General features: G+C 69.5%; 26 protein-coding genes, 1 tRNA gene and 1 riboswitch. Of the genes, 7 read left to right on the forward strand and 20 right to left on the reverse strand.

Annotated features, from left to right (window positions below; translation table 11 throughout):
* Positions 1-21 precede the first annotated feature (21 nt).
* The 3 genes from IM660_RS17530 to solA all read left to right on the forward strand — a co-directional run bounded on the left by IM660_RS17530 (position 22) and on the right by solA (position 2367).
* Complete coding sequence (locus IM660_RS17530; protein ID WP_193497056.1) at positions 22-408, forward strand: ArsR/SmtB family transcription factor; 387 nt, start codon at positions 22-24, stop codon at positions 406-408.
* Entirely contained in the window at positions 405-1103 is a 699-nt protein-coding gene (locus IM660_RS17535; protein WP_193497057.1) for a cation efflux transmembrane domain-containing protein, read from the forward strand. Before IM660_RS17530 ends, IM660_RS17535 begins: the two co-directional genes overlap by 4 nt.
* A gap of 115 nt (positions 1104-1218) precedes the next feature.
* The gene (solA, locus tag IM660_RS17540) at positions 1219-2367 is read left to right on the forward strand and encodes an N-methyl-L-tryptophan oxidase (RefSeq protein ID WP_193497058.1); all 1149 of its coding nucleotides are present in this window, start codon (positions 1219-1221) and stop codon (positions 2365-2367) included.
* Between the two features lie 11 nt (positions 2368-2378).
* Here the strand turns inward: solA and IM660_RS17545 are convergent, their stop codons facing one another.
* From IM660_RS17545 to IM660_RS17555, 3 genes are all read right to left on the reverse strand, one after another.
* Positions 2379-3353: an ABC transporter ATP-binding protein gene (locus IM660_RS17545; RefSeq protein ID WP_193497059.1), complete on the reverse strand. Its 975-nt coding sequence runs from the start codon at positions 3351-3353 to the stop codon at positions 2379-2381.
* Positions 3343-5022 (reverse strand): ABC transporter permease, encoded by a 1680-nt coding sequence (locus tag IM660_RS17550; protein WP_246465352.1) that lies wholly within the window; start codon positions 5020-5022, stop codon positions 3343-3345. Before IM660_RS17550 ends, IM660_RS17545 begins: the two co-directional genes overlap by 11 nt.
* A gap of 218 nt (positions 5023-5240) precedes the next feature.
* On the reverse strand, positions 5241-6395 hold the full coding sequence (locus tag IM660_RS17555; RefSeq protein ID WP_193497061.1) for a thiamine ABC transporter substrate-binding protein: 1155 nt from the start codon (positions 6393-6395) through the stop codon (positions 5241-5243).
* A 28-nt stretch (positions 6396-6423) separates the two neighbouring features.
* Positions 6424-6527: riboswitch (TPP riboswitch) on the reverse strand.
* Between the two features lie 108 nt (positions 6528-6635).
* Here IM660_RS17555 and IM660_RS17560 point away from each other — a divergent pair.
* On the forward strand, positions 6636-6893 hold the full coding sequence (locus tag IM660_RS17560; protein WP_193497062.1) for a DUF4235 domain-containing protein: 258 nt from the start codon (positions 6636-6638) through the stop codon (positions 6891-6893).
* Between the two features lie 18 nt (positions 6894-6911).
* Here IM660_RS17560 and mnhG read toward each other — a convergent pair whose 3' ends face one another.
* The 8 genes from mnhG to dcd all read right to left on the reverse strand — a co-directional run bounded on the left by mnhG (position 6912) and on the right by dcd (position 15172).
* A complete protein-coding gene (gene mnhG / locus IM660_RS17565) occupies positions 6912-7259 on the reverse strand; it encodes a monovalent cation/H(+) antiporter subunit G (protein WP_193499501.1) in 348 nt (115 codons plus the stop codon).
* A gap of 5 nt (positions 7260-7264) precedes the next feature.
* Positions 7265-7618 carry an MrpF/PhaF family protein gene (locus IM660_RS17570; protein ID WP_210769014.1) on the reverse strand — a complete coding sequence of 118 codons (354 nt, stop codon included), beginning with the start codon at positions 7616-7618 and terminating at the stop codon, positions 7265-7267.
* Positions 7615-8268, reverse strand: coding sequence for a Na+/H+ antiporter subunit E (locus IM660_RS17575; protein ID WP_193497063.1), 654 nt, complete (start codon positions 8266-8268; stop codon positions 7615-7617). The genes IM660_RS17570 and IM660_RS17575 overlap by 4 nt, the downstream gene beginning before the upstream one ends.
* Positions 8265-9803, reverse strand: coding sequence for a Na+/H+ antiporter subunit D (locus IM660_RS17580; RefSeq protein ID WP_193497064.1), 1539 nt, complete (start codon positions 9801-9803; stop codon positions 8265-8267). The genes IM660_RS17575 and IM660_RS17580 overlap by 4 nt, the downstream gene beginning before the upstream one ends.
* Complete coding sequence (locus IM660_RS17585; protein WP_343072039.1) at positions 9800-10342, reverse strand: Na(+)/H(+) antiporter subunit C; 543 nt, start codon at positions 10340-10342, stop codon at positions 9800-9802. The genes IM660_RS17580 and IM660_RS17585 overlap by 4 nt, the downstream gene beginning before the upstream one ends.
* On the reverse strand, positions 10342-13311 hold the full coding sequence (locus IM660_RS17590) for a Na+/H+ antiporter subunit A (protein WP_193497065.1): 2970 nt from the start codon (positions 13309-13311) through the stop codon (positions 10342-10344). Before IM660_RS17590 ends, IM660_RS17585 begins: the two co-directional genes overlap by 1 nt.
* A 241-nt stretch (positions 13312-13552) precedes the next feature.
* A complete protein-coding gene (locus tag IM660_RS17595) occupies positions 13553-14584 on the reverse strand; it encodes a hypothetical protein (protein WP_193497066.1) in 1032 nt (343 codons plus the stop codon).
* A gap of 6 nt (positions 14585-14590) precedes the next feature.
* Entirely contained in the window at positions 14591-15172 is a 582-nt protein-coding gene (gene dcd / locus IM660_RS17600; protein ID WP_159618094.1) for a dCTP deaminase, read from the reverse strand.
* A gap of 107 nt (positions 15173-15279) precedes the next feature.
* On the opposite strand from dcd, the gene IM660_RS17605 reads away from it, so the two are divergent.
* Positions 15280-15350, forward strand: a tRNA-Gly gene (locus tag IM660_RS17605).
* 69 nt (positions 15351-15419) lie between these two features.
* Here the strand turns inward: IM660_RS17605 and IM660_RS17610 are convergent.
* On the reverse strand, positions 15420-15833 hold the full coding sequence (locus tag IM660_RS17610; protein ID WP_159618100.1) for a VOC family protein: 414 nt from the start codon (positions 15831-15833) through the stop codon (positions 15420-15422).
* 90 nt (positions 15834-15923) lie between these two features.
* On the opposite strand from IM660_RS17610, the gene IM660_RS17615 reads away from it, so the two are divergent.
* Positions 15924-16811 carry a TolB family protein gene (locus tag IM660_RS17615; protein ID WP_193497067.1) on the forward strand — a complete coding sequence of 296 codons (888 nt, stop codon included), beginning with the start codon at positions 15924-15926 and terminating at the stop codon, positions 16809-16811.
* A 17-nt stretch (positions 16812-16828) separates the two neighbouring features.
* Here the strand turns inward: IM660_RS17615 and IM660_RS17620 are convergent, their stop codons facing one another.
* The 3 genes from IM660_RS17620 to IM660_RS17630 are packed head-to-tail and all read right to left on the reverse strand — an operon-like array spanning position 16829 to position 20573.
* The gene (locus IM660_RS17620) at positions 16829-17890 is read right to left on the reverse strand and encodes an ABC transporter ATP-binding protein (RefSeq protein WP_193497068.1); all 1062 of its coding nucleotides are present in this window, start codon (positions 17888-17890) and stop codon (positions 16829-16831) included.
* Complete coding sequence (locus IM660_RS17625; RefSeq protein WP_246465020.1) at positions 17878-19449, reverse strand: ABC transporter permease; 1572 nt, start codon at positions 19447-19449, stop codon at positions 17878-17880. The genes IM660_RS17620 and IM660_RS17625 overlap by 13 nt, the downstream gene beginning before the upstream one ends.
* 41 nt (positions 19450-19490) lie before the next feature.
* Complete coding sequence (locus tag IM660_RS17630) at positions 19491-20573, reverse strand: iron ABC transporter substrate-binding protein (RefSeq protein WP_193497070.1); 1083 nt, start codon at positions 20571-20573, stop codon at positions 19491-19493.
* Positions 20574-20752: 179 nt separating this feature from the next.
* Between IM660_RS17630 and IM660_RS20040 the strand changes: the two genes are divergently transcribed.
* The gene (locus IM660_RS20040) at positions 20753-21640 is read left to right on the forward strand and encodes a MerR family transcriptional regulator (protein WP_425503847.1); all 888 of its coding nucleotides are present in this window, start codon (positions 20753-20755) and stop codon (positions 21638-21640) included.
* A gap of 63 nt (positions 21641-21703) precedes the next feature.
* Here IM660_RS20040 and IM660_RS17640 read toward each other — a convergent pair whose 3' ends face one another.
* From IM660_RS17640 to IM660_RS17660, 5 genes are read right to left on the reverse strand one after another with little or no spacing between them, the layout of a single operon-like run.
* The gene (locus tag IM660_RS17640; protein WP_193497071.1) at positions 21704-22048 is read right to left on the reverse strand and encodes a type II toxin-antitoxin system PemK/MazF family toxin; all 345 of its coding nucleotides are present in this window, start codon (positions 22046-22048) and stop codon (positions 21704-21706) included.
* On the reverse strand, positions 22045-22290 hold the full coding sequence (locus IM660_RS17645; RefSeq protein WP_159618118.1) for a ribbon-helix-helix protein, CopG family: 246 nt from the start codon (positions 22288-22290) through the stop codon (positions 22045-22047). Before IM660_RS17645 ends, IM660_RS17640 begins: the two co-directional genes overlap by 4 nt.
* A 32-nt stretch (positions 22291-22322) precedes the next feature.
* Positions 22323-23504, reverse strand: a complete 1182-nt coding sequence (locus IM660_RS17650; protein ID WP_193497072.1) for an acetyl-CoA C-acyltransferase — start codon at positions 23502-23504, stop codon at positions 22323-22325.
* Positions 23501-24160, reverse strand: a complete 660-nt coding sequence (locus tag IM660_RS17655) for a CoA transferase subunit B (protein WP_193497073.1) — start codon at positions 24158-24160, stop codon at positions 23501-23503. Before IM660_RS17655 ends, IM660_RS17650 begins: the two co-directional genes overlap by 4 nt.
* A complete protein-coding gene (locus IM660_RS17660; protein WP_193497074.1) occupies positions 24160-24966 on the reverse strand; it encodes a CoA transferase subunit A in 807 nt (268 codons plus the stop codon). Before IM660_RS17660 ends, IM660_RS17655 begins: the two co-directional genes overlap by 1 nt.
* Between the last annotated feature and the right edge of the window lie 77 nt (positions 24967-25043).

Genomic DNA, 25043 nt, shown 5'->3' on the forward strand with positions numbered 1-25043 from the left:
GGATCTCTGTACTATGGGAGCATGCCTCTCTCCGCTGCTCGCTCCAGCACCGGTGGCGCGACGACGGCCTCCCTGGAGCTGCCGACCGCCACACTCACCCACACCGCTGCTGTCGCTCGGCTCGGGTACGCACTGTCCGACCACACCCGCACCCGCATCCTGCTTGCTCTCCGGGAAGCCCCAGCCTGCCCGTCCGACCTGGCCGGGGCACTGGGCGTCTCCCGGCAGGTGATGTCCAACCAGCTCTCCTGCCTCCGCGGATGCGGGCTCGTGGAGTCGGTACGAGAGGGCCGCCGCACCTGGTACCGCCTGGCCGACGACTCCCTCGCGCCGGCGCTGGACCAGCTCCTGACCCTCACCCTCGCCGTCGACCCGAACTGCTGCGGACCGGAGTGCACCTGCTCATGACCTCCCTTCCCCTCACCCCCCGCGCGCTCGACTCGGCCCGTCGCTGCGTGCTGGAGCGCCGCATCCGCTGGATCGTGACCGCGACCATCGCCTACAACGTGATCGAGGCGATCGTCGCGATCACCGCCGGCCGGATCGCCTCCTCTGCAGCGCTGGTCGGATTCGGGCTCGATTCCACGGTCGAGGTACTCTCCGCGGCGGCGGTGGCGTGGCAGTTCCGCGCCCCGGACCCCGAGGCCCGCGAGCGCATCGCGCTCCGGGTGATCGCCTTCTCGTTCTTCGGCCTCGCCCTGTTCGTCACGATCGATGCAGTGCGCAGCCTGCTCGGCGCGGCGGAGCCGGAGCACTCGACGGTCGGGATCGTGCTTGCCGCGGTGAGCCTGGCGATCATGCCGCTGTTGTCCTGGTTCGAACGTCGCACCGGCCGTGAGCTCGGCTCTGCTTCGGCGGTGGCCGACTCCAAGCAGACATTGCTGTGCACCTACCTCTCGGCGGTGCTGCTGGCGGGCCTGCTCCTCAACTCCCTGCTCAGCTGGACCTGGGCCGACCCCCTGGCAGCCCTGGTGATCGCCGGTGTGGCGGTCAAGGAGGGTGCGGAGGCCTGGCGCGGTGACGCCTGCTGCCACGCCCCCACGAGCGCGCTGACTCATGCCGACCAGACCACCGGCTGCGCCGACGGGTGCTGCACGGACTAATATGTCGCGTCGACATCTCTGAGATGACGCGCCACCCGGCACAACCCGGCGCGATCCGGCTCTCCCCTCACTCGCGTGGCCACTCACCACGGTGAGTCCGGCAGACTGACCTGCGATGACAACACTGGACGCAGACCTCGCCGTTCTCGGCCTCGGTGCCGCAGGCAGCTCCACCCTGTGGCGCTGCGCCACCCGCGGCGCCGACGTGATCGGCTTCGAGCAGCACACCCCCGGCCATCCGCACGGCTCCTCACACGGGCACAGCCGGCTGTTCCGCACCGCACTGGTGGAGGGCCCGCAGTACGTCGCTCTCGCCCAGCACGCCCTCCGGCTGTGGCGAGAACTCGAGCAGACCGACGGCACCGAGCTCCTCAGCCTCTGCGGCGGGATCTTCCTCGGCCCCGCCGACGGCCGCCTCCTGCCGCCCATCCTGGAGACCATCGAGGCGCACGATCTGCCGCACGAACGCCTCACCACAGCACAGATCCGGTCCGCCTACCCCCAGCACACCATCGAGGACGCCACAGTGGGAATCCGCGATCCTGGTACTGGGGTGCTGCGCTCCGAGGCGGGCATCCGCGCAGCGGTGAGGGCCGCCGTCGGGCTGGGAGCCCGGGTGCGCACCGGCGAACGGATCCTGGCCGTGCAACCTGGCGACCGCGGGGTCGAGGTGCGCAGCACCGGGCCTGAGGGGGAACGCACGTGGCGATTCGGCCGCGTCATCATGGCCACCGGCGCCTGGACGGCGGGGCTGCTGCCCGGACTGAGCATCCCGATGCAGGTGCGGCGCACGCTGCTGACCTGGTTCGGCGCACCCGACGCCGAGCAGTTCGGGCCGGGCAGTTTCGGGGTGTTCCTGCATGAGGCAGACGGGTACCTCGCCTGGGGCGCCCCCGCCCTGGAGGGGTACGGCGTGAAGGTTGGCCTGCACGACCTGCCGGCACCCGCCGTCGCGGATCCTGGCCGGAACCCGCTCGAGGTGGACCCGGCGGAGTGGGCCGAGGTGGCGGCGTGGGTGTCCCGGCGCCTCCCCACGTTGGACTCCGCCGACGTGCGCGCCGAGGGCTGCATGTACACCCACACCCCGGACGAGGCGTTCAGCATCGGCATCCCGCGCGCCTACCCCGGGGTGGTGCTCGCGGCCGCGTGCTCCGGGCACGGGTTCAAACACGCGACCGCTGTCGGTGACGTGGCCGCTGCCCTCGCCGTGGACGACGAGCCGCCGGTGGACCTGACACCGTTCTCCCCGGACCGGTTCGGCTGACGAAGCGCCAGTTAGAGCACGACGGCGTAGCCCGGCTCGATCCGCAACCTCACCTGCGCACCAGGTTCCGGTGCGGCCGCGCCCGCCACCGCGGTCACCTCACCCCACCCGGGCACCTGCACCCGGACCGTGGGCCGGCCCCGGGCGAACCCGGTGGCGACCACGCGACCGGCCGGCCCGTCACCGTCGGCAGCACCTGAGTTCGGATCCACCACCAGCGCACCCGGCCCGAGACCGAGAGTGCGCCCGTCGTGCTCGACCACCACGAAACCAAGAAACTGCGCGACCGTGGCATCGACCGGGCCCGCCCACAGCTCGGCCGGAGTGCCGATCTGCACGAGCCTGCCCTGCCGCATCACGGCCACCCGGTCGGCCACGGCGAAGGCCTCGTCGTGGTCGTGGGTGACGTACATCGCCGTGGTGGAGGTCTCGGTGAGGATGCGGCGCAGCTCCACCGACAAAGTCTCGCGCAGCTCGCGGTCGAGTGCCGAGAGCGGTTCGTCCAGCAGCAGTAGCCGCGGCCGGGGCGCCAGCGCCCGGGCCAGCGCCACCCGCTGCTGCTCACCTCCCGAGAGCGAAGCCACCGCACGGTCGCCGAAGCCGTCCAGACCCACCAGCGCGAGCAGCTCGTGCACGCGCCTGGTCCGCTCTGCCCGGGCCACACGCGCCATCCGCAGCCCGAACTCCACGTTGCCCGCGACGTCCCGGTGCGGAAACAGCTGCCCGTCCTGGAACATCAGCCCGAACCCGCGCCGGTGCACCGGTTCGCCGCTCACATCGGCGCCGTCCCACAGCACGTCCCCGCCGGTCAGCGGCTCCAGACCCGCGACGGCCCGCAGCAGCGAGGACTTCCCGCACCCGGACGGGCCGAGCACGGCGACCACCTCACCGGTGGCCACGTGCAGGTCCACCCCGGCGACCGCCGTCGTGGGTCCGTAGGCCACCCGTGCCCCGCGCACGTTCAGACCTCGTGACTCAGAACTCACCGGCCCGCTCCCCTCGTAGTCGTTCCGCCAACCCCATCACTCCTGCCGTCAGCAGGGCCAGCACCACCGAGGCCGCGAGCGCCATCCCGTAGTTCTCCGCACCGGGTTGCCCGATGAGGCGGAAGATGACCACGGGCAGGGTGGGCCGATCTGGACGGGAGAGGAACGCCGTCGCGCCGAACTCCCCGAGCGAGACCGCGAAGGCGAACCCGATGGCCAGCCCCATCGATCGGATCAGGAACGGTAGCTCGACGGCGGCGAGCACGCGGGCCGGGGAGGCGCCCAGCACGGTGGCGGCCTCCCGGAGGCGGGGGTCGATCGCACGCAGCACCGGCAGCACGGTCCTCACCACCAACGGCATCGCCACGATCGCCTGCGCGATCGGGATGAGCACCGGGGAGGAGCGCAGGTCCAGTGGCGGGGCGTCGAGGGTGATGAGGAAGCCGAAGCCCACGGTCACCGCCGATACCCCGAGCGGGAGCATGACGAGGGAATCCATCCACCCGATCGCCTGGCGGGCGGCCGGGTGCCGGGGGCGGCGCGAGAGCACGAGGGCCACCAGCACACCCATCACCACGGCCAGCACCGTGGCATCGACGGCGATGCGCAGCGAGTTCGCGGCCGCCTCCCATACGGTCACCGTGAGTGCGTTGTCACCACCGGTGGTGCCCAGCGCCACATAATTGCCCAGGCCCCAGCCCGACGGCGTGCGCAGCGACCTGATCAGCAGAGTCCCCAGGGGCAGCAGCACCAGGACGCCGACCACGGCGGCGGTCACCGCAGCCGGGAGGAGGTCGGCTCCGGCCCTCCAGGGGCCGAACTTTCGACCCTTGAAGCCGGGTTGCCCCGAATTTCGGGCCCGTGAAGCCGGGTGGGCCGGCTGCAGCCGGAGGGCGCGCTCGCGGCGGGCGCGGGTGCGGGCGAACAGAGCCAGCGACCCGGCCACCACCACCAGCTGCATCATCGAGAGCACGGCGGCGGCGCGCAGGTCGAGGAACTGGGTGGTCTGGATCCAGATCTCGGTCTCGATCGTGCCGAACTGGATGCCACCGAGCACGAGCACCACCCCGAACGCGGTGGCGCAGAACAGGAACACGACCGAGGCCGCCGAGGCGATCGCGGGAGTGAGCGCCGGGAGGGTGACGGTGAGGAACGCCCGGGCCGGGGACGCGCCCAGGGCACGGGCGGCCTGCTCGGTGCGGGGGTCCAGCCGTTCCCACATCCCGCCGACCGTGCGGACCACCACGGCGTAGTTGAAGAACACCAGCGCCAGGATGATCGCGGTGAACGTGCCGTCCAGGCCGAGGAAGCCGAGCGGGCCGGAGTCGGCGAGCAGCGTGCGGAACGCCACGCCCACCACCACGGTCGGCAGCACGAAGGGGATGGTCACGACCGCACGGACAAGGCGCTGTCCGGGGAAAGTGCAGCGGTAAAGCACGTAGGCGCCGGGGATGCCGAGCAGGACCGCTCCGGTCGTGCCGAGTATGGCCTGGGTGAGGGTGAGGCGGACGATCCGCCAGGTCCGCGGCCGGGCGAAGACCTCCCCGAAGCCACCCAGATCGAGAATCCCGTCCGTAACGAAGCCGCGGCCGATCAGGGAGGCGACCGGGTAGGCGAAGAAGACCCCCAGGAAGGTCAGCGGAACCGCTGCAGCAAGGATCCATATCAGGGTGCGGGTAAGACCGAGACCCGGTCGCCCGGTGCCACGGCCTCGACCATGCCCTCCGGCGTGGCCACTGCCGCCCGTGCCGTCCCCACCGGGGGTGAAGTTGACGTCGGTTATGGCGCCATAACCGACGTCAACTTCACCCCCGGTGAGCGGAGGGGCGGTGCGGCCCGTCGGGACGGCCGGGGCATCGGCTTCCGGCCGACCGGATCGCGCCCGGGTCACCCGATGACTGTCGCCGTCCATGCCTCGATCCACTCGTCACGGTGGGCGTCGATCTCCGCCGGGGCCACCTCGTGCGGGTCATCGGCGAGCGGGGCGAACTGCGTCCAGGACTCCGGCAGCTCAACCTGGTCGCTGACCGGGTAGACGTACATCTGCTCCGGGATGTCGGCCTGCACCTCGTCGGAGAGCAGGAAGTCGATGAACGCCTGCGCGCCCTCGGGATTGGCCGCACCGGAGATGACCCCGGCGTACTCGATCTGCCGGAAGCAGGTGTCCAGCAACGCACCGGTGGGCGCCTCGCTCTCTCCCTCGCCCACCTCGAAGGCCGGAGAGGTGGAGTAAGAGAGCACGATCGGCCGGTCACCCTCGCCGGTGGAACCGGAGAAGTCGACCGAGTAGGCGTCCGACCATCCGTCCACCACCTTCAGCCCGTTGCCGGCCAGCCCCTCCCAGTACTCGAGCCACCCCTCCTCACCGAACGCACCGACCGTGGCGAGCAGGAAGGCCAGGCCGGGGGACGACGTCGCCGGGTTAGTCACGACCAGCAGGTCCTCATACTGCGGATCGAGCAGATCCTCGAAGGACTCCGGCTCGGGGATGCCCGCCTCGGCGAACCACCCGTGGTCGACATTGAGGCACACGTCCCCGATGTCGATCGGGGTGAGGGCGTCGGAATCGCCGGCCAGGTACTGCTCGGCACTCGCCGGGAGCGCCGGCGAGGTGTACGGCTCGAACACCCTGGCGTCGATGGCGCGGCTCGCGAAGGAGTTGTCCACACCGTAGGCCACATCCCCGAGCGGGGAGTCGGTGGTGAGGATGAGCTGGTTCACCAGGGCGCCACCGTCACCGGGAGCGGACAGCTCCACCGTGTACCCGGACTCGGCCTCGAAGTCGGCGATCAGATCCTCCGAGACGTGGAAGGAGTCATGGGTGACCACCTGCACCACACCCGACCCTGCGCCGTCAGAGGTGCCGGAATCCGAGTCGTTCTCGGAACCGGTCCCGATCACCGAGCACCCGGCGAGGGCGAGCGCCACGAACCCGGCTCCCCCAGCGAGCCCAACCCGCTTCCGGCCGAACGCTGAGTTCTGCGGCACTGGTGGGCCCGAATGCCGCAGAAGCTGGCCTTCGGCGTTGTGAATGGTGGTCATCATGTCCTCCTCAGTTCAAAGGAGGGGTAAAGAGAGAAACTCGACTTCCTTCGCCGGTGCTAACCGGAGCAGGTTCGAGGGTCTGCGGCTGTCCGCACTCTCAGCGCCCGAGGCGCTCCCCTGTCGTGTGGGGCTCACAGTACACCTCCGGGCGCCACATCCCTGCCGCCGCCATCGCCCTCTCCGGACGGCGGAGAGCGGCTAGGCTGGACCGGCAGCACCCGATCTCAGGAGCCGAGCATGAACATCTCGAAGCTGGTCACCACGCTGGCCGCCATCGCGGCCGGTATCGCCGCGAACAAGCTGCTCACCATGGGGTGGAAGGCCGCAACCGGCCACGAGCCGCCCACTGGTGACGCCGATGACGGTGAGATCAGCCTCGGCGAGCTCGTCGTGTTCGCTGCCGTCAGCGGTGCGGTGGTCACGTTCGCGCGAACCTTCGCCACTCGCGGCGCCAAGAAGTGGCTCGATAGCGGAGACCTGCCGCCGAAGAAGTAGGCGCAGCGCACGCCCCGTTCACGACTCCTCTCGCGAGCGCGCCCGCTCCAAATCCTCGGTGAGCTCATCTCGCACCAGCAGGTCCGAGCGCACCTTCCCGGTGCGATACCCGGCACGGCCCACCATGTGCGCGGCCACCGGCGCCGTCAGCAGCTGGAAGACCACCACCAGCACCAGCTTCCAGGTGAGCTGACTCGATCCGAGCCCGAACGCCAGCCCGGCCATCAACAGCATCAGACCGAGCACCTGCGGCTTGGTGGCGGCATGCATCCGCGCCAGCATGTCCGGGAAACGCGCCACGCCGATGGCGGCGACGAGGGTGAGCAGGCAGCCCGCGATCAGGCATACCGACGCGGCGATCATCATCGGGTTCACCGGCTGTCCTCCCCCATCGACTCCTCGTCCTCGAGCTCGGCCGCCTCAGCTGCTGCAGCCTCGGCTTCGGTCAGGATCCGGCGTTCCTCTTCCGGTTCCGACGCCGCGAACCGCGCAAGTGTCACGGCCCCGACGAAGCCGACCAACGCGAGCACCATCAGCACCAGTACCAGGTCCTCCCGCCCGAACCACAGCGAGACCAGCGCCAGGCAGCCGATCAGCGTGGAGACCAGCACGTCGAGGGCGACCACCCGATCGAGCATGCTCGGCCCCTTCTCCACCCGGTACAGGGTCACCACCGCAGCCGCAGTCAGCAACGCGGCACACACCACCATCACCACCGGACTCACGACTCGTCCTCGCCGTCTCCCGGAAGCACCTTCCCGCGTTCGAACGAGTGCCGCTCCCGCGTCGAACGGGTTCCCCGGCCACTCCCACGCGAGCGCAGCCGCCACGGCCGGGGCTCGAAACCAGCTGCCTCGATGTCGGCGTCGGTGGCGAAGGCGTACATCACCCGGCGCTCCTGCTCGAAGACGTCGTGGCGCGCTCGCTCCAGCGCCCCCGGACGGGTCACATCGAGCACGTGCAGGTACAAGGTCCCGGTGAACCGGTGCGCCTCCACCACGAAGGACCCCGGTACCAGGGTGGTCAGCTCGGCAGTCAGAGTGAGGAACAGATCCGATTCCGAACGCAGCGGCACCCGGATCACGGCCCCGTGCGGGGTCTGCCGCCACCGCAGCGCCCTGATCGCCACCGACACCGAAGCACGCACCACATCCACCAGCAGCCGACCGGTCAGCAGCAGCACCCCGATCAGCGACACCCTGCCCTCGAATCCGACGCGCGGCATCGGGAAGACCCACAGCAGCAGGACGCTCACCAGCACCCCGGTGAGGACGTTGGCAACCGTCAGGTGCCCCCAGAGCAGCACCCACACGGCCGTCATCCACACGGCCATCGGCACCCGTTGCAGCCAGTCCCAGCGACCACGCCCGCTCATGAGTCACCTCCCTGAGCATCCGCGGATTGACCCTCGCCACGCCCGTCGTCCACGAGGACCGAGGAGATGTAGGGATCCTGCAGGCGCAAGTCCCGCGCGGCCGCGTCGGTGTAGGAGTACAGCGGCCCCGCCACCAGCGCGATCACCACACCGACCGCAGCCAGGACGGCCGTCGGCCCGAACATTCCCCGCGGCACGCTCGCCTCAGGCAGCGGCTCCGGCGCCTCTTGCCAGAACGCCTTGTTCCACGCCTTCACCACCGCGTAGAGCGTCAGCAAGGAGGTGGCCAGCCCGACGGCGACCCCCACCAGAGCCAATGGCGTCCCGTCCGCGAGGCCCGCCTGGAGCAGACCCGCCTTTCCGAGGAATCCGCTCATCGGCGGGATCCCCGCCAGGTTCATGGCGGAGACGAAGAACACCACGCCCAGCGCGGGGGCCACCTTCGCCAGGCTCCCCAGGCGCACCAGCGAGGTCGTCCCACCCCGCCGCTCGATCAGGCCGGACACGAGGAACAGCGCGGTCTGCACGGTGATGTGGTGGGCCACGTAGAAGATTGCTGCGGAGAGCCCGACATCGCTGGCCAGCGAGATCCCGAAGATCATGAAGCCGATATGGCTGACCAGTGTGAAGGAGAGCAGACGTTTGATGTCCTCCTGCGCGACGGCCCCCGCGATCCCGACGAGCATGGTCAGCAGCGCCGCCAGCATGAGCACGGTGTCGAGGGTGCCGTCGGTGAACAGCAGTGTCTGGGTGCGGATGATGGCGTAGACGCCGACCTTGGTCAGCAATCCGGCGAATACGGCGGTGACCGGGGCCGGTGCGGTCGGGTAGGAGTCCGGCAGCCAGGCCGAGAGCGGGAAGATCGCAGCCTTGATGGCGAAGCCCATGAGCAGCATGATCTGCAGGACGGTCTGCAGACCGGGATCCAGGGCGTCGATGCGGTCGGCCAGCTGGGCCAGGTTGAGAGTTCCGGTGGCCCCGTACAGCAGTGCGATCGAGATCAGGAACAGCAGTGAGGAGAGCAGCGAGACGACGACGTAGATGGCGCCGGCCCGGATGCGTTCACCGGTGCCACCGAGGGTGAGCAGCACGAAGCTGGCGGCGAGCAGGATCTCGAACCCGACGTAGAGGTTGAACAGGTCGCCGGAGGTGAACGCCATCGCCACCCCGGCTGCGAGCACCAGATAGGTGGGGTGGTAGATCGCCACGGGCGCACCCTTGGGGCCATCGGCGAGGCCCTGTGCCAGGGAGTACAGCAGCACTCCGAGCAGCACGACGGCCGAGACCACGAGCATCAACGCCGAGAGCCTGTCGGTGACCACCGCGATCCCGACCGGCGCTGCCCAGCCACCGACGTTCACCACCTGCGGCCCCACGGTGTGGGTGACGAAGATCAACGCGACCGCCACGATCAGCACGGCGGTGAGCGCCACCACGGAGATCACACCCTGGACGCGGGAGTGCTTCGCGAGGGCGAGAGCCAACCCGGCAGCGACAAGGGGGATCACCACGGGGAGCGCGACGAGCCAGGTCATGTGCTCTCACCCCGGTCGCGCTGCTCGGCCTCGTGGTCGTCGGCCCCCAGCCGAGGTCCATGATGAGCGGTCTCCAGCGAGTGCTCCTCCTCGGTCTCGTCGCGGGCTTCAGCGGCCTCGGTGGCGAGGTCGGTGCCGACGTCGTCGGCTCGGGAGTCTTCCTCGTGCCGGGCGGCGCGGCGGGCGATCCTGCGGTCTTCGAGGTCGTCCTGGACTTCGTCGTGACCGTGCAGCTGCCAGGAGCGATAGGCCATCGCCAGCACGAAGGCGGTGATCCCCAGATTGATGACGATCGCTGTCAGCACCATCGCCTGCGGCAGGGGGTCGGCCATCTGGTCCGGCTCAGTGGTCCCGACCAGCGGCGGCCCTCCTGCCGCTCCGCCTGCGATGAGGAAGAGCAGGTTGACCCCGTTGCTGATCAGCGTGATCCCGATGATCACCCGGGAGAGACTGCGTTCGAGCAGCAGGTACACACCCGAGCCCACCAGGACCCCGACGGCGAGCACCAGCGCCAGGCTCGGGCTCATCTCCACGCCCATCAGTGCTCACCTCCAGCGCCCACGAGCGGGCGGCTGTCGTCGGCACTGCTGCGCGGGGAGTCGTGGGCGATGTCCGGTGAGGCTGTGCCCGTGGCCTCACCCTGCCGGTCGATCTCGGCGCCGAGCGTGCGCAACACGTCCAGCATCAGTCCCACCACCACGAGGAACACGCCGATGTCGAAGAACAGTGAGGTGACCAGGTGCATCTCGCCGAGGATTCCGAGGTCGACGTCGATCTTCACCGACTGCAGCACCACACCCCCGAAGAACAACGGGACCGCACCCGCACCGGCAGAGAGGAACAGCCCGGTGCCCAGCAGCGCACCCGGCAGGATGGGCGCCGCCTCCCCGAGCTCGTACCGCCCGCCGGCGAGGTAACGGACGGTGAGCGCGATTCCGACGATCAAGCCCGCGACGAAGCCACCGCCAGGTGCATTGTGGCCGGAGAACAGCAGGAACAGCGCGAACACGAGCATGGTGTGGAACAGCAGCCGTGTCGCCACCTCGAAGATCACCGACCGCCGGTTCGGGGCGAGGGCGCCGGGACCGGTCAGCCAAGACCGCGCCCGGCGAGGGGCGGTTGCGGTGCCCTGGGCCGGGCGCAGTCTGGTGGCCGGGTCTTCCAACTCGCTCGGCCACACCTGCGCATCGCCACTGCGCCGGTCTCTCATCCGCTCCACCCGTCCGGTCCGGGTACGAGTGCGGGCGAACACCAGCGAGGCCACACCGGTTGCCGCCACCAGGAGTACGGCAATCTCACCCATCGTGTCCCAGGCGCGGATGTCGACGAGCGTGACATTCACGATGTTCTTGCCGTATCCGTACTCGTACGCCTCCGTCGGGAAGAGCACCGAGACCGGGTCGGCCACCCGTGCCGCCGGAACGATCAGGGCGAGCGCCATCGCCAGCACACCCACGAGTGCACCCAGTGCCGCCCGCCACCACCGGCTGGATTTGAGCGGCCGGTTGGAGAAGTACGCCGGAAGCCGCCGCAGCACGAGGATGAACACCACCAGTGCGATGGTCTCCACCAGTGCCTGCGTGAGAGCGAGGTCGGGGGCACCGTGCAGGGCGAACAGCACCACCACGCCGTACCCGGTCACGCCGAGCAGCACCACGGCCTTGAGCCGCCGCCGGGCCTGCGCCGTCAGGATCGCGCCGATCACGATGATCCCCGCGACCAGCAGCTGGGCGGGGCTGTCGAAGAGCCGCACCTGGCCGATCTGCACCCCCGAGCTCCCCAGCGCGATCGCCGCCGACACCACGGTCACCACCAGGATGATCCCGAGATAGCCGGGCAGGGATCCACGCTGCGTGGCGGAGGTGACGGCCACGGCCGCCCGGTCCAGGCGCCGCATCAGGGTGCGATACCCACGGTCCGCATCCGGGCCGAGAATTACCGCATCCTGCGCGCGTTCCACCAGCCCACGCAATGCGAAAAGCCCGAGCCCGACGGCGACGATCACCACGGTCAGCGCCAGCGCCGGTCCGATGCCGCCCCAGAGGGTCAAGTGCCCCGGCTCCCCGGCCGGGTAGGTGGCCGCGTACCGTTCGAACAACCCCTCCCCCAGCCCTGGGAGCAGCCCGGCGCCGAGGCCCAGGACGGCGAGGACGAACCCAGGCACGAACAGCCCCGGAGGTTCCCGGTCCAGCTGGGTGTCGGCCACACCAGACTTGCGGGCGAAGGCACCCCACAGGAAACGCATCCCGTAGGCGAAGGTCAGCACAGACCCGACCACCACGACGGCGAGGAGCGCACCCTCGTACGCTCCGCCGTCGTGGGTGAGGGCCTCCAGCACGGCCTCCTTGCCGACGTACCCGGCGAACGGTGGCAGGCCCACCATGGAGAAGGTGGCGAGGAAGCCGGGGATGGCGGCCCCGCGCAGGTTCCGCCCGAGGCCGGAGAGCTGACGCAGGTCGCGCGTGCCGGCGGAGGCGTCGATCACGCCGACGGTCAGGAACAGCGCGGCCTTGAACATCGCGTGGGCGCCGATGAGCGCCAGGCCCGCGAGCGCGACGGCCTGATTCGCCTGTCCCACCAGCAGGATCAGGAAGCCGAGCTGGCTGACGGTGCCGAACGCGAGCAGCAACTTGAGGTCGTGCTGCTTGAGCGAGCGGTACCCGCCGATGAGCATCGTGGCCGACCCGGTGATCAGGATGATCCAACGCCAGGTGTCCATCTCCGCGAAACCTGGTGCGAGGCGGGCCACGAGATAGACGCCCGCCTTCACCATCGCGGCAGCGTGCAGGTAGGCGCTCACCGGAGTGGGTGCGGCCATCGCGCCAGGGAGCCAGAAATGGAACGGCACGAGCGCTGACTTGCTGAGCGCACCCACCAGGACGCAGACGATCGCCACCGTGGCCGCGGTGCCTGCGGGCGGTTCGCTGACCAGCTCGGACAGCGAGAACGAGCCGCCGGGCATGGCGCCGAGGATGAGGAAGCCGGCGAACATGGCCAGGCCGCCGAACGTCGTCACGATGATCGCCTGCATGCCGGCGCGGCGGGAGCCCTTACGGGTGAAGTAGTGCCCGATCAGCAGGTAGGAGAAGACCGTGGTCAGTTCCCAGAAGGTGTACAGGGCCAGGGTGTTGTCCGTGGTGACCAGGCCCAGCATGGCGCCGGCGAAGCCGATGAAGATGCCGGAGAACCGGCCCAGGAACTTCGCACCCGTGGCGAAGTACCAGGCGCAGTAGATCAGCACGAGCGCGCCGATCCCGCCGACCAGCAGCACCATCAACCAGGCGAGCACGTCGAGCCGGAACGTCAGGTGCATATCCAGCGAGCCCACCCACGCCACACTCTGGACGGGCACCTCGCCGGCGAGGACATCGCCCAGACGGGTCAACGCCCAGATGGCGGCGGAGCCGGGCACGAGCGCCAGCGGAAGGAACATCCGCCGGCCGAAACGCGAGACCAGCGCCGGGGCAGCCAGAGCCGCGAGCAGGTGCACGGCGATCAGCTGCAGCACGTCGGCTCCCGGTCAGTCGGCGTGGTCAAGGGCAGGTGGTGCTCGGATGTGAGGTTGTGGGTGCGCGGCAGCACCGGCCCGAACGCCGGAGTGGACACCGCGGTTGAGCCAACCTTATCAATCGGGCGTTATCAACGATCGGCAGCGACCGCGGCACTGACCTCGATCCGGTCGGCCGGATCGAGATGAGTGAATCCGGAGGGTGCGCGGAGGTGGTCACCCTCGGCGGATGCGTCCTCGCCTACAGCTGGACGAGGAACTGATCGTCGTCGGTGACCTCACCATCGGTGGCGGCCTGAATTGCCCGGGCCGCAGCCTCGATCCGGGTGCGCGCATCCTCTCGCTGGTCCAGGACGACCCGCCCGGCCCGATGCTGCTCTAGCGCCACCGGGTCGGCCGGGTACCAGCGCAGGGAGTAAGCGATGGTGCCGGTCGCCGCCCACTCGAGGCCGGCGAGCACGAGTGGCACCAGCACCTCGGCCTCCACCGAGACGCCGATCGTGCCGCCGTCGGGGTAGGGCGAGACGGCGCCGTAGGCTTCGGTGACCTGCGGCTCGTTCAGGGCATGGGCGTCATAGGCGTCGGCCTCAGCGTGCAACCAGGCGCGCTCCCCCTCGTCCAGCTCCCGCACCCCCGGCCGAACGCTGAGTTGTTCGGCGTTCGAGGGGTGATTCGCCGAGGAACTCAGCGTTCGCGGCGGGTCGGGCTCGGCGAGCAGGCGGACACCAGGGAGGGCGGGCCGGAGCACGTGCACCAGCGCATCGGGGTGCAACCACACCGGTGCGTGCACCACCAGGTCCACACCCGCCATCGGGCCAGGTTCCAACACGTGGCCGGTTGAGGTGCGCACCACGCCGGCGAGGCGACGGCCCATCGCGCACAACACCTCGACGGCGGCCCTCTCCATCCCCTCGACGCTCCCCTGCCCGAACGCCGCCAGCAGGCCACCGACCGCCTGCAGCTCCTCCGGGACTGGTCCGCCGCGTTCGGGCGGGCACGTCAGCAGGTACGCATGCTCAGCCCAGACGGGCAGGCCCAGCTCCGCCCGATCGGCGGCGGTGACCAGGAACGGGCCGGAGAGGTAGGTCTCCTCCTCCAGCTGCAGGACGTCGTCGGCGACCCAGTGCGCCCGGGGGTAGCGGGACAGGGCGAGCGCCTCCACCTCCTCGACCGTGACGTCGTCGGGAAGGGCAAGCAGGTGCCGGGCGAGGGCGGCGGCGAGGTCGAGTGGCGCCGCACTCTCGGGGTGGCCGGCAGCACCAGTGCTGGCCATGGCGACCTAACCCTCGACCCGGGTGCGGTGGAAGTTCTGGTGGGAGCGGGACGCCGTCGGGCCACGTTGACCCTGGTAGCGCGAGCCCTGGGCTCCGGACCCGTACGGATGCTCGGCCGGGCTGGTGAGGCGGAAGTAGCAGAGCTGGCCGATCTTCATCCCCGGCCACAGCGTGATCGGCAGGGTGGCCACATTCGACAGCTCCAGCGTGACGTGACCGGAGAAGCCCGGGTCGATGAAGCCGGCGGTGGAGTGGGTGAGCAGGCCGAGTCGGCCGAGGCTGGACTTGCCCTCCAGGCGGGCCGCGATGTCGTCGGGGAGGGTGATGAGCTCGTAGGTGGAGCCGAGCACGAACTCGCCCGGGTGCAGTACGAACGGCTCGTCCGGGTCGACCTCCACCAGCCGGGTGAGGTCAGGCTGGTCGGCGGCCGGGTCGATCACCGGGTACTTGTGGTTGTCGAAGAGCCGGAAGTAGCGGTCGAGGCGCACGTCCACACTGGAGGGCTGGATCATGTCGGCGTCGAACGGGTCCAGGCCCACACGGCCGGAGGTCAGTTCGGCCCGGATGTCGCGGTCGGAGAGCAGCACGCAGGCCACGGTAGCCGAGACGGCTGAGCGGTGCGGCCCCCGACTGTGCCGGGTAACGGCGGAGATTAGGTATGCTGGTTCCCGCAGTGGCCCACAAGGCCGCTCGTGCGGGTGTAGTTCAATGGTAGAACATCAGCTTCCCAAGCTGATAGCGCGGGTTCGATTCCCGTCACCCGCTCGCTTAGCAAAGGCCGCCTCGACTCGTCGGGGCGGCCTTTGTCGTGCGAGGGGTGTGGGAGTCGGCGTCTCAGGCTGGCTGTCCCGCGGCGTTGACGAGCCACCGGATCCCGAACGGGTCGATCAGCATCCCGAAGGTGTCACCCCAAGGTGCCGCCACGAACGGCTCCACCACGGTGCCGCCGGCAGCGAGCCCATCGAAGTAGCCGCGCAGCTCGTCCACGTCATCGCCACTGAGGGAGATGTGGACGTTGGTCCCCGGCTGGTACTCCATCTGGGCGGGTACGTCGGCCGCCATCAGGGTCATTCCGCCCGGGGTCTGCAGCATCGAGTGCATCACCTGGTCGGCCTCGGCCGGGTCCTGGTTCATCCCGAACTCGCCGAAGGTGCTGAACGTCGGAGTGCCACCGAGCACCGAGGCGTAGAACTCCATCGCCTCCCGGGCCTGACCGCGGAAGTTGAGGTACGGATTGAGTACGGTCATCGTAGAGTCCTTTCTCCTGGGCTCTCATCGTCCCATCCACCTGCCGGTCGCGCGGCGGAACCGCACCATCAATCCCGAACGAAGGCACCGATGCCCCGCACCCTCGCACCCGGCCAGCGCTGCCGGATCCACGTCCTCGACGTCACCACCGGAGCCACCCGGCTGGTGCACGAGTCGGCCGACGTGCTCTATGAGGCCCCGAACTGGAGCGCTGAGGACCTGATCGTCAATGGCGACGGCCTGCTCTTTCGACTGCCCGCCGACGGGTCGGGTGATCCGGCGCCGATCGATATCCGAGGCCTGCCGGCGGCGAACAACGACCATGTGCTCGCTCCGGACGGGATCCACGTGTTCGTCTCCGCCGAGGACGGGCACATCTACCGTGCCCCGCTCGCCGGCGGCGAGGCCGTGCGAATCACCAGCGACGACGGGCTGCTGCATTTCCTGCACGGCGTCAGCCCCGACGGCGTCACCCTCGCCTACGTTGGCGTGGTCACCGATCCTGCAGGCACGTGGCGGGCGCCGAACCTGTTCACGATCCCCGCTACCGGCGGCCCGAGCGTCCAGCTCACAGATGATGAGTTCCCCGACGACGGAGCCGAGTTCTCCCCGGACGGCGCCTGGATCTACGTCAACACCGAGCGACCCCTCGATGGCACGCCCCGGGAGGCCGGGCACGCCCAGTTGGCGCGGATGCGGCCCGACGGCTCCGGAGCCGAGCAACTCACCGACGACGAGCGGGTGAACTGGTTTCCGCACCCCTCCCCCGACGGCACCCGGCTCGCCTATGTGTCCTTCCCGCCCGGGACCGTGGGACACCCGGCCGACCACGACGTGATCATCCGGGTGTGCGGACCGCGAGGCGAGGGTGTGCGCGACCTGGTCACGCTGTTCGGCGGGCAAGGGACCATGAACGTGCCCAGCTGGGCCCCGGACGGCACGCGGCTGGCATTTGTGGACTACCCACTGAGCGACTGAATGCTTGCGAATCCTGGTCAGTCGCTCGTCTGCGCCGGATAGGTCCGGATCGGACCCACGACCCGGGCGCGCACGAGGTCCCCGACCTGCACGGCGGCATCGCGTCCGCTCACCGCCAGGGAGAGCACGGTCGTGCCGGCGACGTCCAGGCTCACCATGGCGTCATGGCCCCGATAGTCGATCCGGCGAACCCGGGCCGGCACACCACCGGACTCCGGCTCCGTCCCGAGCATCACCTGCTCGGGACGGATGACTGCGACCATCGCGGCGCCGTCGGGGGTTGGCTCGGCCAGCTGCACCTCTCCGAGCACGCACCGGCCGAGACTTCCCTCAGCCTGGATCCCGAACACCATCGCCTCACCCACGAACTGCGCCACCCAGGGCGTCCCCGGCCGGCCGTACACCTCGGCGGGGCTCCCGGTCTGCAGGATCGAACCGTCGCGCATGACGGCGATCTGATCGGCCATGGAGAGCGCCTCACCCTGGTCGTGCGTGACGAGCACGGCCGTAGCGCCGTCCGCGTGCAGCGCATCCCGGATGTCCCGACGCAGCCCCGATCGAAGGCCGGCATCGAGGGCACTGAACGGTTCGTCCAGGAGGATCAGCGGCGGCCGGGGTGCGAGTGCTCGGGCCACCGCCACCCGTTGCTGCTGCCCGCCGGAGAGCTCGTGCGGCATCCGGTTGGCGCTCCCGTTCAGCCCGACCAGCTCCAGTACCTCCTCCACCCGGACCGCCGCGGCGGAGTCCGACCGGCCGCGCCCGGGAGTCAGACCGAAGCCCACGTTCTCCCCGACGCTCAGGTGCGGGAACAGTGCGCCCTCCTGTGGGACCACGCTGACCCGCCGACGGTGCGCGGGGACATGTCGGCGATGATCGGTCACGATCTGGTCAGCCAGCGTGATCGAGCCGCTGTCGGGCCGCTCAAACCCCGCAAGGCACCGCAGCAGGGTGGTCTTCCCACACCCGGACGGTCCGAGCACGGCGAGCAGCTCCCCTGTCTCGACCCGCAGGTCCACGCCATCGAGCGCACGGGTGGCACCGAACCGCTTGCGCAGATCCTGCACCGTCACGGCGACCATGCCTGGGCTCCTTTCGACCGGCCTTGTCCCCGCGGCGACGCACCGTCGCGCACACCGATCACCCCGCTGCCAGCGACGAGCGCCCACGTGGGCACGGCCGCAAGCAGGACCAGCAACACAGCGTACGGCGCGGCAGCCGCGTAGCTGCCGACCTCGGTATGCGACCACAATCGCGTGGCCATCGTCTCCAACCCGGTGGGCCGGAGCATGAGCGTGGCCGGCAGCTCCTTCATGATGGTGAGCAGCACCAGCGCTGCACCCATGCCCACGCCCGGCAGCGTCAGCGGCGCCGTCACGCGGCGGAAGGTGCGCCACGGCCCGTGGCCCAGGCTGCGCGCGACATCCTCCAGCACCGGCGGCGCGTGGGCGGCCGCACCCGCCACCGCCCCCACACCGAGCGGGAGGAACAGCACGGCATAGGCCAGGGCAAGCATCCAGGTGGTTTGGTAGAGCGGGTAGGCGAACGTGACGCCGAAGAACACGAGGGACAGGCCCACCACCACACCGGGCAGGGCGTGCGCAATGTAGACGGTGCGGTTCAGTAGCGCCGAGAAGCGCCCCGGCACCCGCGCCACGAGTAGTCCGAGCGGGATAGCCAGGGCCATGGTGAGCATGGTCCCGGTCGCGGCTACCGCCAACGATCCGCCCATCGCGGTCAGCACGGCAGCGATCGAACCCGGGCGTGAGATGCCTTCACCGAACCACCGGATCATCGCCAGCAGTGGCAGCCCCAGGGCCAGGATCAGGACTCCAGCGAACGCCGCCGTCGCGAACGGGCGCGCTGCACCCAGTGGCACGGCGACGTGCGGGCGACGCACCCCCGACCCCACCCGGGCTACCCGCTCGGATGCCGCCCGGGTGCGCCCTTCAGCGACCAGGATCACCACGGTGACCAGGACCAGGATCGAGGACAGGCCGACGGCGGTGCCCCGGTCGAATCCGACGTTGAAGGCTGTGAAGATGGCCCGGGTGAAGGTGTCCACCCGCAGGATCGCGACCGCCCCGAAGTCGGAGAGCACGTAGAGCACAGCGAGCAAGCCACCGCCAAGAATCGCCGGGCGCACCTGTCGTAGCGTGAGCGAGAACAGGGTCGCCACCGGCGTTCGTCCGAGCGAACGGGCCACTTCCTCCTGGCTCCGGTCGACCCCGGTCAGCGCCGCCGCCACCGGTAGGTACACGTAGGGATAGGTGCACAACGTGAGGACGACGGCGGCCGTCCCGAATCCCTCCAAGCGCACCGGGGTGGGCCATAGGGAGCCGAGGGCGAGCCAGGAGTATGCCGCCACATAGCTGGGGACAGCGAGCGGGAGCGCGGCGAGCACAGCGAAGTGGCGCCGTCCCGGCAGGTCGGTGCGGGTGACCAGGACCGCGCTCGCCACTCCGATCACGAGCGAGGCGGCCCCCACCACGGCTGCGAGCGCCAGGCTCCGGATGGTGAAGGCCGCCACTCGCTCCGTGAGCACGATCGTCAGGATCGAGCCCCAGCCGGTCTCCGTTCCCCGTACTCCGAGGTAGACCAGGGGGAGCAGCGAGACACCCACGGCCACGCAGGAGAGCACCACCAGCACCGGGCGGCGACTCAGGGCTCGGGTCGCGGTGCTCAGCTCAGCCCGGCCTCGGAGATCATGGCGACAGTCCCCTGGAGGTCGTCGAGGTCGTTGAGGTTCACATCGGGCACCTGCAGGTCGGTCAGCGCAGGCAGGCCATCCGGACCTGGAACGCCCTCGATCATCGGATACTCGCGGGTCTCCTCGGCGAAGTACTGCTGGCCGGCCTCCGAGAGCAGGAAGTCAACCAACGCCTGCCCGTCGCCATCCGGCTGGTCGGTGAGCAATCCGACACCGGAGACGTTCACGAGGCCGCCTACGTCGCCGTCGGGGAAGAAGTGCAACTGTGCGGCCATCTCAGAGGGATCGACGCCCAGCTCGGCGGCCCGCTCGAAGACGTAGTAGTGGTTGATGAGGCCGACCGGGACGGCGCCCTCGTCCACGGCAGCCAGGATGTGCCCGTTCTTCTCGTAGATCTGCGGGTCGTTGCCGGCCAGACCAGTGAGGAACTCCTCGGCCGCCTCGTCACCGTCCTGCACGCGCACTGCGGTCACGAACGACTGGAAGGACGCGTTCGTGGGCGCGACGCCGACCCGACCGTTCCAGTCCGCACTGGTGAGGTCGAGCACCGAGTCCGGCAGGTCCGCCTGGTCCACGAGGTCGTGGTTGTAGACAAGTACGCGGGCGCGTCCGGTCACTGCCACCCATTCGCCGTCCGCGGACCGGAACTCGTCGGCGACCAGATCGAGCGTCTCCGCCGGGAGTTGCTCGAACAGTCCGGCCTGCGCCACGGCACCGAGCGCGCCCGCATCCTGGGCGAGGAAGACATCAGCCGGAGATCGCTCTCCCTCTTCGAGAATCTGGGCAGCGAGCTGAGCAGTCTTGCCGTCCCGGATGTCGACCTCGATCCCGGTCTCGGTGGTGAACTGCTCGAGGATCGGCTCCACCAGTTCCAGGTTGCGGCCCGCGTACAGCACGACGGTGCCGTCCGACTCTGCCGTGGTCATCTCGTCGGTCGCGCTCGAGGTCTCCGGCTCCTCACCCCCCGCCTCGGCGGGGCTGCCGGAGCAGGCGGCGAGCGTCATGGCGGCGGATACGGTCACGGCGCCAACAAGCAGGCGACGGGTCGGGGTCATCAAGTCTCCAAGCGAGCAGGGGGAATCAGGCAAGCCTAACCTAATTGCCGAATCGCCAATCGGATCCAGACCCCACAGCCCGTTCGACCAGTGAGACGGTTGGTCTCGTCCGGCCGCCCGTCAGCGCATCGCATCCAGCAGTGGTCGCCCACGCACTGCTCTGGCCCTACCGTTGCCCTATGGGAGACGCGCCGGAGCAGGGTCAGCGCCTGATCACCTCACACAAATTGTCGCGTGGCGCGGTCGCTGCGTGCTGGACGATTTCGCTCCTGCTACTGGCCTCGGGGATCGCGTCGACGTTCCTGGACAAGGCGGGCGCCGCGGCGGCGACGATGCTGGCGACGGGCGGAATCCTGGCGATCCTCGCTCTCATGAAGCGAGTCCCCTTGCGCCTCGAAGTGGCTGGGACCAAGCTCGATGCCACCTATCCGCCGCCGGACGAAGCTTTCGCAGCTGGTCGGGAGCGCGGTCTGCAGGAGGGCCTCGAGCGCGCCGTCAGGGAGTTGGACAGAGCCACGGACTCGGGTGAGAGTGTGGAGGAGCTCAACCGGGAACTCCAACAGCTGTTCACCGCCACCTTCGCCGCACGTCCCTTGGATGCAATCGGCCCGTCAGCGCCGCCTGGTGAGGACCCCGATGACCGAGTCATGTCAGGGACGCTTGGCTATCGCGGTCCGACCGCAGCCCGCGTCGCTGGGATCACGTACCGCCAACTCGACTATTGGGCTCGTACAGGTCTCGTGTCGCCGAGTCTTGATCACCCAGACCGACGCCTGTACTCAGTGCGCGACATCGTGATCCTCACCGTCGTCAAGCGCCTCCTCGACACCGGTGTCTCCTTGATCCAGATTCGGACGGTCGTCGAGCTTCTCAAGGATCGCAGCCTGCCTGACTTCGCCTCGATCACGCTGATCAGTGATGGCGAATCCGTGCATGATGTGACATCACCGGATCAGATGTCTGACCTACTCAAAGACGGGCGCGGTCTGTTCGGAATCGGACTTGGCGGCGTCGTTCAGGACGTCCAGCAAGCGCTGCGCCACCTCCCCGGCCCAGCAGGGCACTGAGAGCCAGCCGAGACGGGACTGTAGGTGCAAACCACCCGACAAGGAGACCGGCTCGGCGAGCCGTCAGATCCCGGTGACGAGACGAACTCCGCCGGCCACCTGAGTCATCAGATAGCCGGGAAGCCGACCAATCGGGTGCGGCTCGAGGAAGCCCCGGTCGATCGGTCCCACCTGGGAAACGACAGCAACGGAGTCGCGATCCAGACTAGAGGCCAGCGCCGGAATCCGCACATTCCCCGGGAACACCTCCAGTTTCAGGTTGGAAGTCATGGGTACCACGATCACTGTGCTGATGGCTGACTCAATCAGCCAGTCCTCCTGCAGCACCACGGCGGGACGCCGCTTGGCGGGCTCGCTGCCGCGCGGGGTACCGAAGTCGACCCAGACGACGCTGCCACGTGCGATCACCACTCGACCTCACGCGAGGCGGCTTCGCGGGCCGCGTTCAGGAACAACCGGTCTTCGGCAGGTTGGCCGGCGGCCTCTATCGCTGCGTCCGCCAGTCGAGTGAGTTCGCTCGTCCCCTCTAACTCGTCCGCCAGCCGTTCACCAGCACGACGGAAGAACTCCGAACGATTCATCGCATGACGCTTCGCTACCCGCTCGAATCGCTCGAACTCTTCATCGGGCAGGGAGATTGCGGTCTTCATTAAGCAAGTATAACTGGTTATACTCGCTCCCGTCACCCCTCCAACAGCAGCGCCTCGCCCTGGCCTCCCCCACCACAGAGCCCGACGGCGGCCCTTCCGCCGTGCGACGCCCGCTGGTGGGCGGCGTGGACGACCAGGCGCGCTCCGGAGGCACCGATGGGGTGCCCGAGGGCGATCCCACCCCCGTGCGGGTTCACCACGTCCAGCCCCACACCGAGCTCAGCCACCGAGTGGGCCACCACCGCCCCGAATGCCTCGTTGATCTCGATGTGGTCCAGGTCGGCCACCGCCCAGCCCTGCCGGTCCAGCGCAGCCAGGATCGCCCGCGCCGGCTGAGAGTGCAGCGACGTATCGGGACCGGCCACTTGACCGGCTGCGCGGACGGTCGCGAGCACGACCCACCCCTGGTGCTCCGCGTGGGCGCGCGTAGTCAGGACCAGGGCGGCTGCGCCGTCGGAGATCTGCGAAGCGTTGCCTGCGGTGATGGTGCCCTCGGGGGTGAACGCAGGCTTCAGCCTCGCCAAGGTCTCCGTGGTGGTGTCCGGCCGGATGCCCTCGTCACGGTCGACGATCACCTCCCCCTTCCGCGTCATGATCGCGACCGCCGCGATCTCCGGGGTGAAGACTCCCGCCTCCCACGCCGCCGCCGCCCGCTGGTGCGACCGGGCGGCGATCGCGTCCTGGTCGGCGCGGCTGACATGGAAGCGCTCGGCGTCGTAGCGGTCGGTGGCCAGGCCCATCGCCTCGTGGTCGAAGGCGTCGGTGAGGCCGTCGTGGGCCGTCACGTCGAGCGCTTCGACCGATCCGTAGGCCCAGCCCTGCCGCGACCCGGGGAGCAGGTGCGGGGCGTTGGTCATCGACTCCATGCCACCTGCCACCACCACCTGCGCCTCACCGCAGCGCAGCAGCCGGGCCGCGTCGATCACCGCCGTCAGGCCGGACAGGCAGACCTTGTTCACGGTGTTGGCGGGTGCGTCCCAGCCGATCCCGGCGCCGATGGCGGCTTGGCGGGCGGGGTTCTGCCCGGCTCCGGCCTGCAGCACCTGGCCCATGATCACGGTGTCCACCGCTTCCGCGGGAACACCCTCGAGCGCCCCGCGGATCGCGATCGCGCCCAGCTCCGTGGCCGCCAGCGGCGCCAGCTGGCCGCGCAGCTTCCCCTGCGGGGTGCGTGCCGCACCCACGATCACGACGTCGTCAGCTGCTCTGGTCATAGGGAGTTCACCTCGGTCAGATCGGGGTCGACGGCGATCTCTGGTTCCGTACATTCGCGCACCTCATCCGCGGTGACACCGGGAGCGAGCTCACGCAGCACCAGCCCGCCGCCGGTGACGTCCAGGACCGCGAGGTCAGTGATGATCCGGTTCACCACGGCGCGCCCGGTGAGCGGCAGGGAGCACTCCCGGACGATCTTGGGCGATCCATCCTTGGCCGTGTGCGTCATCAGCACCACCACCCGCCGGGCACCCTGCACCAGATCCATCCCCCCGCCGGGACCCTTGACCATCTTGCCGGGGATCATCCAGTTCGCCAGGTCGCCGGCGCCCGAGACCTGCATGCCGCCGAGGATGGCCACGTCGATTTTCCCGCCGCGAATCATCCCGAAGGACATCGCGGAGTCGAAGAAGGACGTGCCCGGGAGGGTGGTGACGGTCTCCTTGCCGGCATTGATCAGGTCCGGGTCCACGTTCTCCTCGGCCGGGTAAGGCCCGACGCCGAGGATCCCGTTCTCGGATTGCAGCACCACCTCATGCCCCGCCGGCACGTAGTTCGGCACCAGCGTGGGGAGCCCGATTCCGAGGTTCACGTAGGCGCCGTCGGGCAGCTCCCGGGCGGCGCGGGCGGCCATCTCTTCCCTGGTCAGTGCCATCAGACCGCTCCCTCGCCGTCGGCCGGAGCGACCGTCCGCTTCTCGATCCGCTTCTCGATATCCGGCCCCACCTCGACCACCCGGTGCACGTACACACCGGGCAGGTGGATCTGGTCCGGAACCAGCTCACCCGGTTCCACCAGCCGCTCCACCTGGGCGATGCACACCCGCCCGGCCATCGCCGCCTGCGGGGTGAAGTTGCGGGCGGACTTGTTGAACAGGAGGTTGCCCTGCCGGTCTGCGATGGCGGCGTGCACGAGCGCGAAGTCGGCATGGATGGCCTCCTCCAGCACAAACTCACGGGGCCCAGCCTCCGTGGCGAAGGTGCGCACCTCCTTGGGCGCCGACGCCTGGGCAACGCCACCTGCGCCGTCGTACCGCTGCGGCAGCCCACCGTCGGCCATCTGGGTGCCAGTGCCGGCCCGCGTGAAGAACGCCGCAATCCCCGAACCGCCGGCCCGCAACCGTTCGGCGAGGGTGCCCTGCGGAACCAGCTCCACCTCCAGCTCACCGGAGAGGAACTGGCGCTCGAACTCCTTGTTCTCCCCCACGTAGGAGGCGGTCATCTTGCTGATCCGCCCGGCGCCGAGCAGCAGCCCAAGCCCCCAATCGTCCACGCCGCAGTTGTTCGAGACCACGCGCAGATCGGTGGTGCCCTGCTCGAGCAGGGCCTGGATCAGAACGGACGGGATACCGCACAGGCCGAAGCCCCCGACGGCGAGGGTGGCGCCGTCCGGGATGTCCGCCACCGCGTCAGCGGCGGAGGCGACCGTCTTGTCCAGGCCGCGGGAGGTGTGGGTGGTCATCGTCGAGCCCCTTTCTCTTCGTCCATGGTGCGACAGGGGCTCGGAGACGGCACGTCAAGACGGCAATGGCCCGCTCC

The organism is Ruania alkalisoli, assembly GCF_014960965.1.
Lineage (GTDB): Bacteria > Actinomycetota > Actinomycetes > Actinomycetales > Beutenbergiaceae > Ruania > Ruania alkalisoli.

What these genes read in the sequence shown, in the direction of transcription:
- IM660_RS17650 (WP_193497072.1), bottom strand. Translation starts at nt 23,504, where the DNA reads ATGACCAGAGCAGCTGACGACGTCGTGATCGTGGGTGCGGCACGCACC.
- mnhG (WP_193499501.1), bottom strand. Translation starts at nt 7,259, where the DNA reads ATGATGATCGCCGCGTCGGTATGCCTGATCGCGGGCTGCCTGCTCACC.
- IM660_RS17595 (WP_193497066.1), bottom strand. Translation starts at nt 14,584, where the DNA reads ATGGCCAGCACTGGTGCTGCCGGCCACCCCGAGAGTGCGGCGCCACTC.
- IM660_RS17615 (WP_193497067.1), top strand. Translation starts at nt 15,924, where the DNA reads ATGCCCCGCACCCTCGCACCCGGCCAGCGCTGCCGGATCCACGTCCTC.
- IM660_RS20040 (WP_425503847.1), top strand. Translation starts at nt 20,753, where the DNA reads ATGGGAGACGCGCCGGAGCAGGGTCAGCGCCTGATCACCTCACACAAA.
- IM660_RS17655 (WP_193497073.1), bottom strand. Translation starts at nt 24,160, where the DNA reads ATGGCACTGACCAGGGAAGAGATGGCCGCCCGCGCCGCCCGGGAGCTG.
- IM660_RS17585 (WP_343072039.1), bottom strand. Translation starts at nt 10,342, where the DNA reads ATGGGCGTGGAGATGAGCCCGAGCCTGGCGCTGGTGCTCGCCGTCGGG.
- IM660_RS17645 (WP_159618118.1), bottom strand. Translation starts at nt 22,290, where the DNA reads ATGAAGACCGCAATCTCCCTGCCCGATGAAGAGTTCGAGCGATTCGAG.
- IM660_RS17560 (WP_193497062.1), top strand. Translation starts at nt 6,636, where the DNA reads ATGAACATCTCGAAGCTGGTCACCACGCTGGCCGCCATCGCGGCCGGT.
- IM660_RS17660 (WP_193497074.1), bottom strand. Translation starts at nt 24,966, where the DNA reads ATGACCACCCACACCTCCCGCGGCCTGGACAAGACGGTCGCCTCCGCC.
- IM660_RS17530 (WP_193497056.1), top strand. Translation starts at nt 22, where the DNA reads ATGCCTCTCTCCGCTGCTCGCTCCAGCACCGGTGGCGCGACGACGGCC.
- IM660_RS17620 (WP_193497068.1), bottom strand. Translation starts at nt 17,890, where the DNA reads ATGGTCGCCGTGACGGTGCAGGATCTGCGCAAGCGGTTCGGTGCCACC.
- IM660_RS17630 (WP_193497070.1), bottom strand. Translation starts at nt 20,573, where the DNA reads ATGACCCCGACCCGTCGCCTGCTTGTTGGCGCCGTGACCGTATCCGCC.
- solA (WP_193497058.1), top strand. Translation starts at nt 1,219, where the DNA reads ATGACAACACTGGACGCAGACCTCGCCGTTCTCGGCCTCGGTGCCGCA.
- IM660_RS17575 (WP_193497063.1), bottom strand. Translation starts at nt 8,268, where the DNA reads ATGAGCGGGCGTGGTCGCTGGGACTGGCTGCAACGGGTGCCGATGGCC.
- IM660_RS17535 (WP_193497057.1), top strand. Translation starts at nt 405, where the DNA reads ATGACCTCCCTTCCCCTCACCCCCCGCGCGCTCGACTCGGCCCGTCGC.
- IM660_RS17555 (WP_193497061.1), bottom strand. Translation starts at nt 6,395, where the DNA reads ATGACCACCATTCACAACGCCGAAGGCCAGCTTCTGCGGCATTCGGGC.
- IM660_RS17580 (WP_193497064.1), bottom strand. Translation starts at nt 9,803, where the DNA reads ATGACCTGGCTCGTCGCGCTCCCCGTGGTGATCCCCCTTGTCGCTGCC.
- IM660_RS17610 (WP_159618100.1), bottom strand. Translation starts at nt 15,833, where the DNA reads ATGACCGTACTCAATCCGTACCTCAACTTCCGCGGTCAGGCCCGGGAG.